This window comes from Burkholderia sp. BDU5, from assembly GCF_001522845.1.
GTDB lineage: Bacteria > Pseudomonadota > Gammaproteobacteria > Burkholderiales > Burkholderiaceae > Burkholderia > Burkholderia mayonis.
The window spans coordinates 245,777-262,945 of record NZ_LOWC01000053.1 but is presented as its reverse complement, the minus strand read 5'-3'; the positions used below and the strand labels follow the sequence as shown (position 1 = coordinate 262,945).

Sequence of the window (17,169 nt, the reverse complement as noted above, 5' to 3'; positions counted from 1 at the left end):
GCTAGCGCTCCTCGCGCGGCAGATACGACAGTCTGCCGAGGATCGCGTCCGCGAGCGTAGCGGGCAGCAGCGGCAGCAAACGCATGCCGAACGCGAGCAGCCCCGGAAACGCGATCTCCGCACGTCCGGCCGCGAGTTTGGCGCGGATGTGGGCGGCCGCCTTGTCGGCGGGCCACAGAAACGGCTTGTCGCCCGGAAACACGTCGCTCATCGCGGTCTTCACGAAGCCCGGCAGGATCACGGACAGCCGGACGCCGTCGCGCGCGAGCAACGGACGGACCGAATCGGCATATGCCTTGATCGCTGCCTTGCTCGCGCAATAGGCGGGAGAAATCGCCATGCCGCGCAGCGCGGCGAGCGAGCTGACGAGTGCGACTTGGCCACGCCCACGTCTACGCATGCGCTCAAGAACCGGCAAAATCGTGTGCATCGTGCCGTAGAAATTCGTGTCCATGACTTCGCTTACTCGTGCAAAGTCTTCACATTCGCCAGACGATGCAAGGGTACTCGCAACGCCGGCATTCGCGATTAAGAGATCGATTGGATGTGACTGGTCGAGGCGCGATAACCACTTCCGCGTCTTCTCGGAATCACGCACGTCGAGGATCGCAGCGACCACTTCAGCCCCGGCATCGCGACAGATCTGCGCGCAGGCTTCGAGACGCGTCGCGTTCCGCCCCACAAGCCCCAACACCACACCACGTTCGGCATAACACCTGGCGAGCGCTTCGCCGAGCCCCGCGCTGGCGCCGGTGATCACTATGCAGCGAGAAGAACGCGCGGTCATCGGTCGACGTATCCTGCGGGTTCACTAGCCACGAGCGGCCTCTTTCAATTGAGGAGGCAGTATATGTTGCTGGGGCAAAAAGCTTGGCTCGGAGGATAGGGACGTCTGTCCGGCAGCAAACGGAGACATGGCCGCCTCAAGACGGCGAACCGCACCGGCTACCGCCATCGCGATGCCCGAGCGGCTGTAGAAATCACCGTTAATCTGAGTATGGCGGATCACATAGTCGATGAACGCCTGATACAGCGCCGTGTCTGGGCCTTCAGCCTGTTGCCAGAAGCTGTCCAGACTTCCCTGCCAGGTCATACCAGGCATCGAATAGACCGCCGTCCCAAGTGTCATCAGCGGTCGATCGTGATGGAGTGCGGACAAACCGACCGTGCTGTTGACGACAACTACACCGCGTGCATGCTCGAGTAACGTCGGCAGGTGACCGGCCTCTATATAACGTACTCGGTCCGCAACTCCTAGTCGCTCTGCAAGGGATCGGACCTGGTGGCGGAAACCTATCAGGCCAGTATCGAGCGGATGATTTTTGACCACAAGCAGCGCATCGGATGACGCATGATCCGCAAACGAATGCAACACCTCGCTGATGACCTCGCGAATTCCAGAGAACGGCGAATGCTCGATGATCTGACTATCCGAATCCAGTTGCAATGGGAATAGATAGTAGGGGCGCCGCTCAGTGACGAGTGCTGAAGTGACTCGACGCGCTTCCGCCCGGTACCTGCCGAGCCGGGCAAAACGATTGGTGAGACCGGCATATTCGATGAGGCCATTATATGGGCGATGGCTCTGGTAATTCGGGAAACGCCATGCATGGAACGCGTTAGCCATTCGATAGCGGATGTCGTGCCATGCTCGAGTCTGAAGACTATATCCAGTTGGCTGCCCCGGAGGATTGGTTTCACGCTGCCCCCTATACCACTCCGGATCAAGAGGCAGCATAGAGCGGCCATTGACGCCAAATGGCTCCAGCGTAATCCAATCCGGTCGCACATAGCCTTCTTCGAATACATGCACCTTAACACCAAGCGACTGCGCAACGGCATGAGCAGGCCGATGAATCGCGCGGCAGTCGCCGAACATGAGCACGTCGCTAAAGTCCCCAGCGCCCAGCACATCGCCATACCAAAGCGCGAGGTCACTTTGCGGCCCAACGTAGTTCCACTTGGGCTCTTTGCCGGAATACGCCAAATCGCCACCACAAAAGTTGACGCGCCGAACAACGTGGCGGCGGTCAAGCAACGTAGTGCATAGCGCCTCAAAAAATGGCGATGCGGGCCCCTGCAACACTAGGAACGAGCGTCTCATCGAAAGAGCACGAAGATTAAGAAAGCTTCAGAGGGAGAACAATTGTTCCAGCAGCGGCGCTCCTAGACTTGAAGATGCCACCGGCGCTCGCGGACCACATGCCGCGGGCAGTATAAATCAACGACAGCCGGTCTAGCGTATGAAATTCACAACGCGAACTACCAGGTCCGCCTGGAGAAGCTTGCCGACCATATATTTTTCATGTGTATACTGGTCGCTTGAGATGTAGCTCTTTCCTCTCCGATGGACCGGCACGGAAAAGATTGCGGTAGCGCATAGGTGGGAGGTCTTGATTTGGCGTGTACCGGATTAGGCGACATCATCCGGCAGTTGTCAGTTTGTCACGCTGACACGCATTGCGGCTTCGGCTATCCCCTTCGTGATGAAACTGTCAGGAGATCGCTATGCCCCCAGAGCAGAAAGTTGTCCGCGCCGGGGTCGACATGTTCGAACTACCCAACCGACTCGGCAATGTCAGACAGCCCCACCCTCCGACGGTCTTTCCCTACGACGGCGGTGCCTACCGCCCCCAGGATGCAGTGACGCGCCATACCGTCTTGAAAGCCTGTCACCCAACAGTTCGAGGTCGTCGCCGATCTGGTATTTGAACGACCCTACCTGTGGCTAGTATGCTGCTGCGCCCATCGTCTCGCCACGCCGCGGATCGCAAGGTAGCTGGAGATTAATGGAAGCCCCAAGCCCCCCCCAAGACGGATGGCCTTCGTGGAACGGCGCTGCAGTGCCCCAAACAGTTGGATTCCTAGCTAAACTTGCAGCGTCTTCAGTTACAACCGGAAAGAGCTTTGGAAAATCAGATCTTCCTGAAGCGGTCCCGCGCAGGCTTCATCAAACTGCAACATACTCTTGGCATGATCAGCAGAGTAAACGCTCTGCTCCTGATCATAGTTGTAGTTCCAACGATAGCTTCCACGATCTATTACGGCCTAATAGCATCGGATATCTATGTCTCCGAGGCCAAATTCTTGGTTCGCAGCCCTGACCGCCAAAGCGCATCACCGTTGGGGTTTTTTCTAAACCAGGCAGGTTTCAGCCGGTCACAGGATGACGCCTACACGATCCAGGACTTCATTCTTTCTCGCGACGCACTCATCTCGGCAGATCGAGATCTACATATCAAAACCGCCTTCTCTGCATCGTCTGTCGACATCGTGAGTCGCTTCGATCCGTTCGGCCGAAACGATAGCTACGAAAAATTCTATCGCTATTACCAGAAGATGGTCGACGTACAAGTCGAATCGGCTTCTTCGATTTTGACCTTAAAAACAAGTGCCTTCACGGCCAAAGACGCTCATGCGTTAAATGAACGCTTACTTGAGATGAGTGAAGCGCTTGTCAACAAGCTAAACGAACGTGCTCGCCTCGACATGATTCGGTTCGCTTCCGAAGAAGTTGCAAAGGCGGAAGCAAGGTCGAAGGCCGCCGCAGTAGCCTTGGCGCACTACCGGGACAAGCAAGGCGTTATAGACCCCGAAAAACAATCAGGCATCCCTCTCCAGCAAGTCGCAAAACTGCAGGACGAATTGGTTGCTACCAAGGCGCAAATTGCCCTACTGGAAAAACTCGCAAAAGACAGTCCACAGCTACCGGCATTTAGGCAACGCGCGCAGTTGCTCACTGAAGCCATCAATACCGAATCCGCGCGCATCGCCGGAGCGTCAGACCGTTCGCTGGCAAGCAAGGCATCCGAATATCGACGCCTAGAACTTGACAAGGAGTTTTCAGACAAGATGCTGGCCAGCGCCATGAGCACGCTCGAGCAGGCTCGCAACGAAGCACAGCGCAAGCAACTTTATCTTGAGAGAATTTCGCGCCCAAGCTTTCCAGATGCCTCTCTCGAACCGCATCGTTTCACCAATGTCATTATCACTCTGGTTATTTCATTGATAATTTGGGGGATTTTGACGCTCTTGATTCATGGCATCAACGAGCACCATGAATGACGATTTTGAACACAAGCACCAATCGATCTGGTCCGCATTGAGGATTCAATCGCGCGTGATCGGCGCACTGCTAATGCGTGAGATTATCACACGTTATGGCCGTCACAATATTGGCTTTCTTTGGTTGTTGCTGGAGCCCATCATCTTTACGGTGGGTGTCGTCATCCTCTGGAACATCACGCATAGCCTGCACGGCTTCCGTGTCCCGGTCACGCCGTTTGTCGTGACCGGCTATTCTAGCTTGCTCTTGTGGCGAACTTGCTCGTTTCGCGGGCTAAAAGCAATCGAGCCGAATCGCAGTTTGCTGCACCATAGACCAGTGAAGATCCAGGACATTTTTTTTGCACGGATGTTGCTGGAAGTGGCTGGCGTTACAGCGTCGTTTGTGCTTTTGATCATAGTGATGGTTGGAATCGATTTGATGAACTTTCCAGCCGATCTGCCTTTGCTCGTCATCGGCTGGCTTTTCTTATGCTGGTTTAGCGCATGTCTCGGCATCATTCTTGGCTGCCTCAGCGAACATAGCGATTTGGTCGAACGACTGTGGCATCCGGGCAGTTATTTTTTGCTGGCGGTGAGCGGCACTTTCTTTATGGTCGACTGGCTGCCCCAGACCTTTCAGAAGGTAGTGCTATGGTTTCCCATGACGAATGCGGTTGAAATGATGCGCGCCGGCTATTGGGGATATTCGAATCACTTTCATTTCAGTGTTGCTTATACATTTCTTTGCTGCCTTTCCATGACTCTCGTTGCGCTCTTGTTGATGGGCGACCGACGCATGAAGATGCTCACATAACTCATGGACATCGAGATGCTCGTGTTGCGAAACGTTACGAAGCGATATAAGTCGAGGACCGGTAGCCATACGGTGCTCAATGGGATAAGTTTAACTGTTGAACGCAGTGAAAAGGTAGGCATACTCGGGAAAAACGGAGCCGGCAAATCGACGCTTGTCCGCCTGATCAGCGGCCAGGAATCTCCTGATAGCGGCTTGATTCAGCGAAAGATGGCTGTATCTTGGCCCTTGGCTTTTGCAGGAGGTTTTCAGGGAAGCCTGACTGGTCTCGATAATCTTCGCTTTATCTCTCGAATTTATAATATCGATCACGAATCAATTCGTGAATTTGTAGAGAAATTTGCAGAGCTTGGCAAATATTTTCGCGAGCCAGTCAAGACATATTCCAGCGGCATGCAAGCGCGCCTCGCGTTCGCACTTTCGCTCGCCATCGAATTTGATTGTTACTTGATTGATGAAATTATTGCGGTCGGCGATGCCAGATTCCATGAGAAATGTGTCTATGAACTGTTCGAAAAACGCAAAGATCGAGCATTCATCATCGTTTCTCATGATGCTGGATTCATTATGAAATACTGTAATAGTGCCGCCGTTCTTGACCAGGGTACAATCACACGCTTCGGCGACGTATCCAAAGCATACGAGCACTACAGCCATCATATTCTCGAGTTAGGGCAATGACGACAATGACCACATCGACATCAGCCGTAGTCGCGAGCCTGCCCATTACGCCGGAAGGTAAGTACGGGAACGAGACAATCGACTCGATGATCTCGCTCGATCTAAGCGGAATAGCCTACGAAAATCACCATGCGCCTGTTTTTCACGCATGGTTGAAGTTAAATCAACAAGAACGTAGGCAAGCGCTGCATGACCGTTACGTTTTTCTTTCCATTGCATGCTGCATTGATCAGCATTTGACAGATTTGCTACGACTGGATTTTCAGAAAGCAAATGAATTCACAAGAGATGTACTGAACGACATTTCATACTTATCTCAAGGTTTTATCAGTCATAGTGAGGAATGGTTTCGAGGCCTTAATCAACTTGCCGGCACATTTACCGACCACAATTACTTACCCGAAGCGAGTGCTGTTGTCGACATAGCATCGCGAACGGGTGTGGTGAAGTTTCCTCGCATTGCTCAATCAATCAGCTTACATCGCGCATATCTCGATGCCGTTGCTGGCCGGCGCGAACAGGCGTCTGAGGTCGCACTACGGTTAGTACGCAGGCCTTTCCTATTGCCTAATCGCCGGGAATTACCGAAGCTGTACCAAAAATTAATGTATATCCTTGCGTCGAGCAATCACCTCGACGAATATAAAACCGTCCTCTGGAAAGGGATTTGCAGCTTCCATTCGAATGAACAGCTTCGAATCGGTTTTACTTCGCAAATTGTTAAGACCTACCGAGGTGCTCTTCGTGCCTTCCTTCGCAACGAAGTTCCACTACGTTACCGTCTTCCATTTCTCCTGGCCAATGTCGCGAGACTCGCCGGGTCCAGTCCAGTGGTGCGATCCCTACGCGCTCATAAGCTGCTATGGTGGGTTTATTTGGGTACGTTATATCTGCTTCATTCGTCCAAATCGTCGGCGACATTCCAGCCGACCAGCGTTCAGCATAAGACCGATCATGCCAGCAGACGATGGCGCATTCCCCTCCCCGCCTCGATGCAGAAACGTAGGATTTTGATCACGCGGGCGATGGGTGGAATCGGTGACGTGCTCATGATGACTGCAGGTCTTCGAGCTCTCGCAAAAAAGTATCCGAAAGCACAGATAGATTTTGCTGTGCCGAAATCATTTCACCCGATCTTCGAGGGACTAAATGAAATACGAATCGTTGATGTAAACAGCGACGACGTGAGTTTAGCGCAATATAATCGCTGGATCAATCTTACGGACTGCCCGGCGGGACGCGTCGAGGCGAGACAATACCCGAACGTTCGGAGCAATCGTATTGAAGTTTTTGCACGCGCCATGGGCGCATCAAAATCGTATGTCAGGCGCTCGGTTGGATTTTTGCCTTTCTATCGAGTTACTGCCGAAGAAAGGAAATGGGCTACGTCGTATCTGAATAAAATTAACCCCGATGGCCTGCCCGTCGTAGGAATTCAGCCCTTTTCTGTCGACAGCTACAAGAATTGGGTAGATATGGAGAACTTGGCAAAGCACCTGAGCCGAGATCATTGCGTTCTTATTTTCCACCATGAAGCCATTTCTGGTTACGCCTCCTCCAATATTCATAAGATATTAACTTCCTTAAGGAAAAGCGTAGCCTTGCTTGCCGAGTGCCAACGGCTTGTTGCTGTAGACTCAGCATTTGTTCATCTATCGGCAGCGCTGGGCGTCAAAACGGTGGCAATCTTTGGTCCTACTAGTGGGCACGTTTTCTGCCGCTATTATCCTCGTGTGAAATACGTAACCCCCAAAAAATCAGATTTCCCATGTGCCCCGTGTTGGCGCAATGAGCACAAACCTTGTCATCTGACGAAGGGCCGCGAAAGTATATGTTTACACTCCATCACTACAGAGCGAGTTTTAACAGCTCTAGAAACAGACTTCGGTCAACCAAACCCGAGAACCAACATATTGACTCGCATTCGAAACTGGGCCCTCTATGGCAGAGAATAAAAGAACATACCCGCGTTGCGAAACCATTTGAACATAAGCAACCATATATTTATGGCGGCGGCAGCACATCAAATGGTTAGTTCATCAGCGAATCCGCAATTTATTAATTACGCCTCGCATTTATTTTTTAACTTAAAGATTGAGAGTTATTATTCATGACGGACAAGAACCTTGATGAGACCCAGTTGAGAGAATTGATAGCGCTCATTACACGGAACGGCCAACCCAACATAAATCCGCTCGCCGAAATAACGCGAAATGACCTTGCAATTCGCTGGAATTTAAAGGTGTATGGGTATCTACTTGCACGACTCCTTCTAGAGAAAGAACCCTCGCACAAATCGATTAGTGTCGAGGAATCTCCATTTCCTGGGAACTGGAAAGCAACGGAACTGAAAGACTTCGATCAAAGCTGGTTTCGCACGGTCTGCCACGAGCTACATATCGAGCCAATTCTTCACAGAAAGGTCTGGGAACTCGCGTATGTCGTATCGACACTGCACTCCTTCGATCTTCTGCGACATGGCGTGAAGGGGCTCGGCTTTGCGTGTGGCGAAGAACCGCTTCCCTCACTCTTCGCCAGCAAGGGCGTTGAGGTAGTCGCTACCGACCTTATGCCACAAGCGGCTGCGGCTTCTGGCTGGAAAGATACCGCACAGCACGCATCCAGTTTGGACCTTCTTTGGAAACCCGACTTGGTATCACGCAACGTGTTCGACAAGCACGTTTCGCTTCAGTTTGTCGATATGAATGACATACCGTCCTCCCTGCACGGACAGTTTGATTTCTGCTGGTCTATGTGCGCGTTTGAACATCTTGGCTCTATCGAGCGCGGGTTGTCGTTCGTTGAAAACTCTTTGAAAGTCTTAAAGCCGGGAGGTATCGCGGTCCACACGACGGAATTCAATTTTGCAAGCGATTCCGACACTATTGACAACTGGGGCACGGTGCTTTTCAGACGGAGCGACTTCGAACGTCTTCGGGAGCATCTTGCCCGACAAGGCTTTAACGTTCCACCTGTTTCCTACGAGACCGGCGACCACCCGGTAGACTGGTTCCTCGATGTGCCGCCGTTTCCAGGAGATCCCGAATATCTCACGGAAAAGTTCCCCCAGTATCCGCACTTGAAACTTGTTGTAGACGGCTTCCCGTCTACTTGTTTCGGCTTATTTGTTCAAAAGCCGCTCTGATTGAGATTATGACAACTTCGTCAATGCGGGCCATTGCCGTTACGATGCTGGTTTTGGTGACGGGAGGCTGCAGCACCACCCCAACCTGGCTCCCGGCGTCCGGGCCAAGCAAGAAGGACATCACTGAGCAAAAGGCGGCACTCCCGATACCCGTCATTGACATCAATGAAAGTGTCACACAACGCCTGTTGAGCGAACGGAAGAACACGACCTTCGCCCAGGTTTTTTCCAGCCAACCAGTAGCCGAGTATCTGGTCGGCCCAGGTGACGTACTCCAGGTATCCATTTGGGAAGCCCCGCCCGCAACGCTGTTCGGCCAGTTATCGATTAACCTGGGCGACGAGATGGGCACAAGCCGGGCCACGACTTTTCCAGAGCAGATGGTAAATGCCGAGGGCACTATCAGTGTGCCCTTCGCAGGGTCTGTAAAGGCCGCCGGCAAAACGCCGCGCGAGATTGAGGAGGCGATCACCCAGCGGTTGACTGGCAAAGCCCATCAGCCGCAAGTGCTGGTAAGAATCATAAAAAACACCAGCTCGAACGTAACCGTTGTTGGAGAAGTCAACGAAAGTACGCGAATGCCACTGACCGCCAAAGGAGAACGACTGCTGGATACATTGGCAGCAGCGGGCGGCGTAAAGCAGGCGGTAAGCAAAATAACGATCCAGCTCACGCGGGGTGGTCAACACTTTTCCATGCCGCTCGATTCGATCATCCGGAATCCGAGTCAGAACATCATGCTCCGGCCGGGTGACGTCGTAACCGCCATCTACCAGTCGTCGAGCTTCATCGCACTCGGTGCGACCGGCAAAAATCAGGAAGTTGATTTTGAAGCGAAGGGAATCAGCCTGACGCAAGCGCTTGGACGAATCGGCGGACCGGACGATCAACGAGCAGATGCGCAAGGACTCTTCATATTCCGCTTCGAAGATCCCAGTGCCCTTGGAGGGCAAACTGGGGCGTGGCCACGTACGGCCGAAGGCAAGGTGCCCGTTATCTACCGACTCGATCTGAAAGATCCTCGCAGTTTCCTGGTTGCCCAGGACTTTCCGATCAACGACAAGGATGTGCTCTATGTGGCCAACGCACCCGCTGCCGAGCTGCAAAAATTCCTCAACATATTGACGTCGTCGATCTTCACGGTAAGCAGCCTGGTTAATACAGCACGGTAGCAGTGGAGACGCGTTCACGTGAGCAACGTATTGATTGATGTGACGAGGCTGGTGGATCGCCGCCTTCAAAAAATGCTGCCTACTGGCGTCGACCGGGTGAGCCTGGAGTACGTCGAGCACTTTCGCGCGCGCGCACACGCCGTGGTGAGGTTCGCGGGGCGCTGGGTCGTCTTGAGCGCCCCGCAATCTCAGCGTCTGTACGACTCACTGCATTGTCCTGACAGCGGTTTCACCAGTATGGTTCGTCGCTGTCTGGGCAGCGCGTACGTATGCAATTGGGATCGCGGGAGCACTGCATCAATATTGATCAATACCGGCCATAGCGGGCTCGATCGGCCCGCCTATGTCGAACAGGCAAAACGCCGCAATTGGCGATTGGTTCTGTTTCTTCACGACCTGATACCCGTCACGCATCCCGAATACTGTCGCCCTGGCGAAGCAGTCGTGCATCGGCGACGACTCGAGACGATGCTCTCGCCGGAAGTCGGGATCATTATGAACTCGTACGCAACGCACCGAGAGCTGAAAGAATACGCAGCTAAAAATCGAAAGCCGATTCCGCGCTGCGCCGTTGCGCCGCTGGCGCCTGCGCGCCTGCCGAAGCCGAGTCCAGTTCGCCCGATGGCAGAGCCATATTTCGTCGTGTTAGGCACAATAGAGCCACGAAAGAACCATTGGTTCCTCCTCCACGTCTGGAGGCGGCTGGTCGAACGATTGGAAGAGCGCGCGCCGGTGCTCGTTATCATCGGCCGACGCGGATGGGAATGCGAAAACACCATCGACATGCTCGACCGTTGCGAGAACCTGAACTCCAAGGTCGTCGAGCTCGCCCATTGCAATGACGCGAGCTTGGCCACATATCTGCATCACGCGCAAGCGCTGGTGTTCCCATCGCTGGTCGAGGGGTACGGCATGCCGCTTATCGAGGCCCTATCAGCTAATGTGCCGGTGATTGCCAGCGATCTCGACGTATTTCGAGAAATTGCGGGAGAGATTCCCGACTATCTGGACCCACTCGACGGTCCGGCGTGGATGGACCGCATTGACGCCTACACGTGCCACGACTCCAAAGAACGCAAAGCGCAAATCGCCCGATTGGCGAGATTCCGCACACCGACGTGGAAACAACATTTTGAAATTGCGGAACACCTTATTTTGGAGTTGGCCTCATGATCGCGAACTTCTCATCAGCAAAGGTTCTGGTTGCCGGAGACGTCATGCTCGATCGATATTGGTTCGGCGACACACAGCGCATTTCACCTGAAGCACCGGTGCCGGTCGTACTCGTGCGCGACATTCGTACGACGCCCGGCGGTGCGGCCAACGTCGCGGTCAACGTCGCCAACCTCGGCGCAAAAACCATGATCATGTCGGTGGTCGGCGCGGACGCGGCAGGAGACGACCTCGTGGAGTTGCTTCATAAAGCGAACATCAGATGCGGCTTTCATCGCGATTCAAGGTTTCAAACGACGATCAAGCTTCGTCTGCTCGCACGGGGGCAACAAGTCGTACGCGCCGACTTCGAAGAACGACCGGATCATGAATTGTTGTTGCCGCTCGTATCGTCGTTTGAAGCAGCGTTGGACGGGTACAGTGTCGTCGTATTCTCCGATTATGGGAAAGGCGGACTTGCGCACTTGCGCACGATGATGCAAATGGCTCTGAAGCGAGGGAAAACCGTGCTTGTCGATCCGAAAGGAGCGGATTACTCGCCATACGAGGGAGCAACGCTACTCACGCCGAACCGTGAGGAATTCGCAACGGTCGTCGGTACGCCATCGTCGGAGACCGATTTCGAAGACAAGGCATTTGCTCTGCGGAATCGGCTCGGTCTTAAAGCCCTCCTCGTCACGCGATCGGAAGAAGGCATGAGTCTGTTCCTTGGTGACCGGCACATTCGCATCCCGGCACAAGCCCGCGAAGTCTACGACGTGTCGGGCGCCGGCGACACCGTGATCGCGACAATGGCTGTCGCATTGGGAGTGGGCTACGGTTTGGAGGATGCGGCGCAACTGGCCAATCGCGCCGCGAGTATCGTTGTCGGCAAGGTAGGTACGGCGCCCATTTCACTTGAGGAGCTCAGCGCGCTATAACCGTGTCGTCATCACACGCGTTGTCGGTCTCATGAAAATTCCTGCCTGTGTTCGAGCCCGTGCAATCCGGGCGGACCACCGTCTCGGCCGGCTCCTGCTCGAGCTTGCGCGCATCGTTCGCGATGACGTGATGGCCATGATGCCGGGACCGGTCTGGTCAACAGGAGCAGCCGGTGTGCCAATGCTGTCGTGGTTCGCACTGCCATATCGCGGAAATTCTCAAACAACGATGTGCGACGCGCTAAGCCGACTCTTTGCGAATGATAGGGAATTGGGTGAGTCGCCCGATGTGGTGCGGCTCATGAAACGCCTCGTCCTCGCCGGAGCGGGGCGTAACCGCGCCATAAAGTGCGGATGCCCTGCGGAATTGTCTGCCATGCCAGGCCTACGCAAGATTCTGCTCATCGATCAGCGAAAATATGCCGGTTTAGGGGCGGGCGCACCATTCCAGCGGATGCTCGCCACGGCGAAGGCCGAACATCCTGACGCGGAACTATGGCTGTGGCCATCTTCGGACAACGCTTTCGGGTCGTGGCAGCTGTCGCCGATGTTGCCCGAAGTCACACGCAAGATCGGGCAGGGATACCACTTCTTTTCCATCTTGAGCCAAATTGACTATGTCTACACGGTTGACGCTCCGGAAGGTATGGAGGCTCTGGTTGCCGGCATGCCAGTACGAGTTTTCGGCACGCCTTTTTACGCGGGCTGGGGCTTGACACACGATGATATTGCCTTGCCCGAGCGCCGCGCGCGTCCGACTGTCGCCGCACTGTTCGACGCAGTCTACCTGCGACTGGCGCGCTATGTGGCCCCGGACAGCGACGAACCGGGCAGCCTCGATCAAGTGCTTGATAGTATCGAGTTGCAGTACGCAGTACGCGAGCGCTTCGGTGATTGCACGAATATCGCCGGTGTGCGCTTTCAGCTCTGGAAGCGTCCGTTTGCGACGCCATTCCTCGCCGCCGGTGGGGGCCCACTGCGTTGGCTGCGTTCTCCCGACGCAGTGAAACCGAACGAGTGTATTGCATTGTGGGGCGATAAACACGTCGAAGGCATTACGCCAGGTACTCGCATCATTCGAATGGAAGATGGCTTTTTCCATTCACTGGGCCTGGGCTCGGACATGAGTGCACCGCTGAGTCAGGTCATCGACCGGCGCGGTCTCTATTTCGATGCGCGAGTGCCTAGCGATCTGACGGACATCCTCAATGAAACGCAGTTCAGCGATGCTGAGCTTACGCGTGCAGAGTCTCTCCGGGAGTTGATCGTGCGCTCAGGCGTCACGAAATATAATCTCGGTCGACGGAAACCGGCTTGGCACGCGCCGGCCAGCAAGACACTACTGTTCGTGCCCGGCCAAGTAGCCGACGATGCTTCGATCCGCTTAGGCACAAGTCTGTTTGGTTCCGCCGAGGCCCTGCTTCGCGAAGTACGCGCACGCAACCCCGATGGATTCATCGTATATAAGCCACACCCGGACGTGCTTTCCGGCAACCGGATTGGCCTCATTGACGCGCACCGGTTGGCCGATATCGTCGACACCGACGCTGATGTGCTCTCACTCATCGAGCGCGCAGATGAAGTGCACACGCTATCTTCCCTCGCTGGCTTCGATGCGCTCCTACGCGGGAAAAAAGTCTTCACGTACGGCCTGCCTTTTTACGCCGGATGGGGGCTCACATCGGATGCAATCCAGCCGATACCGTGGCGACGGCGCACGCTTACACTTGAGATGCTGGTCGCTGGCGCCCTGCTGCGTTATCCGATCTATTGGAATTGGAAGACTAGACTTTATGTGACGCCTGAGTCGGTGGTGCACAAGCTCGCCCCGTTCGCGGCGCGTCCACTGGAACGCGTGCGCGGCGACCGTCGCCGCGCCCTTCGCAAGGCATTTCGCTGGACCCGCAACATATTCCGGCATTTGCTTTGGACAGTCGCCCAGTACCGACAGGCGCAAAAAAGCAATGTATGAACGCTCGTTGAAATCAATTTTCAAGCAAAACCCAAGCAAAACCTGTACCGCGCGCGATGAATATGGACATTTACCCTGCCGTCCGACGTGGCGGCGCTGGTACCCGACTCTATGCCGATGTCGCGCAGTGGTTATCTCAAACGGTACTCGAAACAGATCCGCGAAAACACCTTGGCTCAACAAACCGCGCTTCGCCTAGACTGCATTCCGTAGATCTCCACACCCATTGTTATCGCCCACCAAGAGCAGTGTTTCCTCGACAACGATCAACTGCGCCAGATTGACATAAGCCCGCCGCCAATCGTACTCGAACCGGTAAGCCGCAACACGGCAGCGGCAATTGCGACCGCCGCCTTGCTGGCGGCTGGCGTGCTGCTATGCAATCCGCTGTGCCGGGACTGGCAACTGCACGTGTTTACGACGCCGGAGGCCATCGTCGAGCAGCTCGCGGCCCCCGCTGCACGGGGCTGCTCGAGCCGGTGCGCGGCAATCGCGCTCGGCCGTTTCTGAAGGCTTTCCGTTGGATGCGTCATGTACTATTACACGCCGGATGGCGAATCGTGCAGCGAATCGCGATTCGACGAGATCGCCCTGACAGTTGAAAATCGGCCGAAACGGAACGATGGATCGGTTCATCGACGAGATCGAAAATTCGCTGGTCCAGCGAAACGAATCAGCCCAGCTTTATAAACCGTGACCCTTCATGAACATTTATCCGGTGATCCTTTGCGGCGGCAGCGGTACGCGCCTCTGGCCGATGTCGCGCGGCGGCTATCCGAAACAGTATCTGAAGCTCACGGGCGACAACACGCTCGTCCAGCAGACCGCGCTGCGCGCGCGCGACATCGATGGCGTCCGCGCGCCGATCGTCGTCACCAACAACGAACAGCGCTTCCTCGTCGCCGAGCAACTGCATCAGGTCGGCATCACGCCGTCGTCGATCGTGCTCGAGCCGATGGGTCGCAACACCGCGCCCGCGATCGCGATCGCCGCCCTCCTCGCACTGCGCGAATCGGTCGATTCGCTGCTGCTCGTGCTGCCGTCCGATCACGTGATCGATAACGATCCCGCGTTCGCCGACGTCGTAAAGGCGGCGGCGACCATCGCATCCAACGAGCATCTCGTCACATTCGGCGTCACACCGACGCAAGCGCACACGGGCTACGGCTACATTCGCCGAGGCGAGGCGCTTGCGGGCGACGCGCTGGTCTACCGCGTCGACGCGTTCGTCGAGAAGCCGGATGCGCCGACCGCCGAGCGCTTCGTCGCGGACGGCGGCTACTACTGGAACAGCGGGATGTTCATGCTGAAGGCGTCGGCGTATCTCGACGAGCTGCGCCGTCACGCACCGGACATCGCGCGCCAGGCCGAGCTCGCGCTCGACGCGGCGACGCGCGACCACGACTTCCTGCGCCTCGATCCGGGCGCGTTCGGCGCGAGCCCGAACGTGTCGATCGACTACGCGGTGATGGAGAAGACCGAGCGCGCGGCCGTCGTCGCCGCCGCGGATCTCGGCTGGACCGACATCGGCTCGTGGAGCGCGCTCGCCGACATCGCGGCCACCGACGCGCAGCGCAACGCGCTGATCGGCGACGTGTACACCGACGCGGTCGAAAACTCGTACATCCGTGCCGAGCATCGGATGGTCGCCGTGATCGGCATCGACAACATCGTGATCGTCGAAACCGCGGACGCCGTGCTCGTCGCGCATCGCGACAGGGCGCAGGACGTGAAGAAGGTCGTCGAATGGCTGAACGCGTCGGGACGGCGCGAGTCCGTCACGCATCGCCGCGTGATCCGGCCGTGGGGCTCGTACGAAGGTATCGACGAAGGCGACCGCTTCCAGGTGAAGCGCATCGTCGTCAATCCGGGCGCGCATCTGAGCCTGCAGATGCACCACCATCGCGCGGAGCACTGGATCGTCGTCAAGGGTACCGCGCTCGTCACGAACGACGGCAAGGAAATCATCCTGACCGAAAATCAGTCCACCTACATACCACTCGGCGCGACGCACCGCCTGAAGAACCCCGGCAAGATTCCGCTCGAGCTGATCGAGGTCCAGTCGGGCTCGTATCTCGGCGAAGACGACATCGTCCGCTTCGAGGACACGTACGGACGCACGTCCGCGACGTGACGCGACGTGACGCGCGGCGTCGCGCTTCGCACGAGCGTGAGCGCGCCGCATCGAGGCGGCTGTGCCGACGACGAGCCGCATGCACGCACATGCGGCTCGTTTCGTTTCGCGCGCGGCGGCAGACCGCGAGCCGCCGCGCGGCAGGCCCGGCAGAAATCGGCTAGGCTTTGCGCATCGCAGTCTGCACGGCCGGTCTCGCCGATCACGACGACAGGCCCGCCGTGCACGTCAGACGGAGGTGCTCACGATGTGCCGCTGGCTCGCTTACACCGGCAACCCGATCCAACTCGAAACCGTGCTGTTTCGCGCGAAGCATTCGCTGATCGACCAAAGCCTGCATTCGACGATGGGCGTGACGACGACCAACGGCGACGGCTTCGGCATCGGCTGGTACGGAGAACCCGACGAGATTCCGTTCATCTACCGTTGCGTGAGCCCCGCATGGAACGATCGCAACCTGCGCGAGGCAGCGCGCGCGATCCGCTCGCCGCTCTTCATCGCGCACATTCGTTCGGCGACCGACACGCCCGTGCAGGAAACCAATTGCCATCCGTTCCGCCGCGGGCGCTGGCTGTTCGCTCACAACGGTCTCATCCGCCGCTATCACACGCTGCGGCGCGACCTGATGATGCGCATCGATCCCGCCCTCTTCCCGTCGATCGAAGGATCGACGGACTCCGAAGTGATGTTTCATCTCGCGCTCACGTTCGGGCTCGAGCACGATCCGCTGTCCGCGCTCGAACGGATGGCCGGGGCGATCGAGGATGCGGGCGCGCGTCACGGCGTCGATGCGCCGCTCAACATGACGGTCTGCGCGACGGACGGCGAGCAGGTCGTCGCGGTCCGTTACTCGAGCGAACGCGAGTCGCGCTCGCTCTTTCACAGCGCGTCGTTCCGTCATCTGCACGAGCTCTATCCACACGATCCGCGCATCCGGGCGATCGGCGACGACGCGTTCCTCGTGCTGTCCGAGCCGCTCGTCGACCTGCACGACGCGTGGGAGAAAATTCCGGAAAGCACCGCGATCATTGCACGCCGCGGCGACGTCCGGCAGGTTCCGTTCACGCCCCGCCGCTCGACGTAGCGCGCCGCTCGCGCGGCGAAGGTTGCT

At 56.5% G+C, this 17,169-nt stretch carries 13 protein-coding genes; 11 read left to right on the top strand and 2 right to left on the bottom strand.

From position 1 onward, the window contains the following. Position 1 precedes the first annotated feature (1 nt). Together WS69_RS11360 and WS69_RS11355 are read right to left on the bottom strand one after the other, a co-directional pair. Positions 2-787 (bottom strand): SDR family NAD(P)-dependent oxidoreductase, encoded by a 786-nt coding sequence (locus WS69_RS11360; RefSeq protein WP_059470861.1) that lies wholly within the window; start codon positions 785-787, stop codon positions 2-4. Positions 788-811: 24 nt separating this feature from the next. Then, positions 812-2,104, bottom strand: a complete 1,293-nt coding sequence (locus WS69_RS11355) for a capsule biosynthesis protein (RefSeq protein WP_082716115.1) — start codon at positions 2,102-2,104, stop codon at positions 812-814. Positions 2,105-2,907: 803 nt separating this feature from the next. Between WS69_RS11355 and WS69_RS11350 the strand changes: the two genes are divergently transcribed. The 11 genes from WS69_RS11350 (at position 2,908) to WS69_RS11305 (ending at position 17,142) form a co-directional block, all read left to right on the top strand. Continuing rightward, positions 2,908-4,065 carry a hypothetical protein gene (locus tag WS69_RS11350; protein ID WP_226382807.1) on the top strand — a complete coding sequence of 386 codons (1,158 nt, stop codon included), beginning with the start codon at positions 2,908-2,910 and terminating at the stop codon, positions 4,063-4,065. Beyond that, positions 4,058-4,861, top strand: coding sequence for an ABC transporter permease (locus tag WS69_RS11345; protein ID WP_059470859.1), 804 nt, complete (start codon positions 4,058-4,060; stop codon positions 4,859-4,861). The genes WS69_RS11350 and WS69_RS11345 overlap by 8 nt, the downstream gene beginning before the upstream one ends. A 15-nt stretch (positions 4,862-4,876) precedes the next feature. Beyond that, positions 4,877-5,542: an ABC transporter ATP-binding protein gene (locus WS69_RS30790; protein ID WP_066577139.1), complete on the top strand. Its 666-nt coding sequence runs from the start codon at positions 4,877-4,879 to the stop codon at positions 5,540-5,542. Further along, complete coding sequence (locus tag WS69_RS30785) at positions 5,539-7,497, top strand: glycosyltransferase family 9 protein (protein WP_082716114.1); 1,959 nt, start codon at positions 5,539-5,541, stop codon at positions 7,495-7,497. The genes WS69_RS30790 and WS69_RS30785 overlap by 4 nt, the downstream gene beginning before the upstream one ends. Before the next feature lie 155 nt (positions 7,498-7,652). Continuing rightward, positions 7,653-8,687 (top strand): methyltransferase domain-containing protein, encoded by a 1,035-nt coding sequence (locus tag WS69_RS30780; RefSeq protein WP_082716113.1) that lies wholly within the window; start codon positions 7,653-7,655, stop codon positions 8,685-8,687. An 8-nt stretch (positions 8,688-8,695) separates the two neighbouring features. Then, the gene (locus tag WS69_RS11330; RefSeq protein ID WP_082716112.1) at positions 8,696-9,859 is read left to right on the top strand and encodes a polysaccharide biosynthesis/export family protein; all 1,164 of its coding nucleotides are present in this window, start codon (positions 8,696-8,698) and stop codon (positions 9,857-9,859) included. Between the two features lie 18 nt (positions 9,860-9,877). Continuing rightward, a complete protein-coding gene (locus WS69_RS11325; RefSeq protein ID WP_059470855.1) occupies positions 9,878-11,032 on the top strand; it encodes a glycosyltransferase family 4 protein in 1,155 nt (384 codons plus the stop codon). Further along, on the top strand, positions 11,029-11,952 hold the full coding sequence (gene rfaE1, locus WS69_RS11320; protein WP_059470854.1) for a D-glycero-beta-D-manno-heptose-7-phosphate kinase: 924 nt from the start codon (positions 11,029-11,031) through the stop codon (positions 11,950-11,952). Before WS69_RS11325 ends, rfaE1 begins: the two co-directional genes overlap by 4 nt. Positions 11,953-11,983: 31 nt before the next feature. Then, a complete protein-coding gene (locus tag WS69_RS11315) occupies positions 11,984-13,924 on the top strand; it encodes a capsular polysaccharide biosynthesis protein (RefSeq protein ID WP_059470853.1) in 1,941 nt (646 codons plus the stop codon). A gap of 703 nt (positions 13,925-14,627) precedes the next feature. Then, positions 14,628-16,058, top strand: a complete 1,431-nt coding sequence (locus tag WS69_RS11310; protein WP_059470852.1) for a mannose-1-phosphate guanylyltransferase/mannose-6-phosphate isomerase — start codon at positions 14,628-14,630, stop codon at positions 16,056-16,058. 247 nt (positions 16,059-16,305) lie between these two features. After that, complete coding sequence (locus WS69_RS11305; RefSeq protein WP_059470905.1) at positions 16,306-17,142, top strand: class II glutamine amidotransferase; 837 nt, start codon at positions 16,306-16,308, stop codon at positions 17,140-17,142. Positions 17,143-17,169 lie beyond the last annotated feature (27 nt).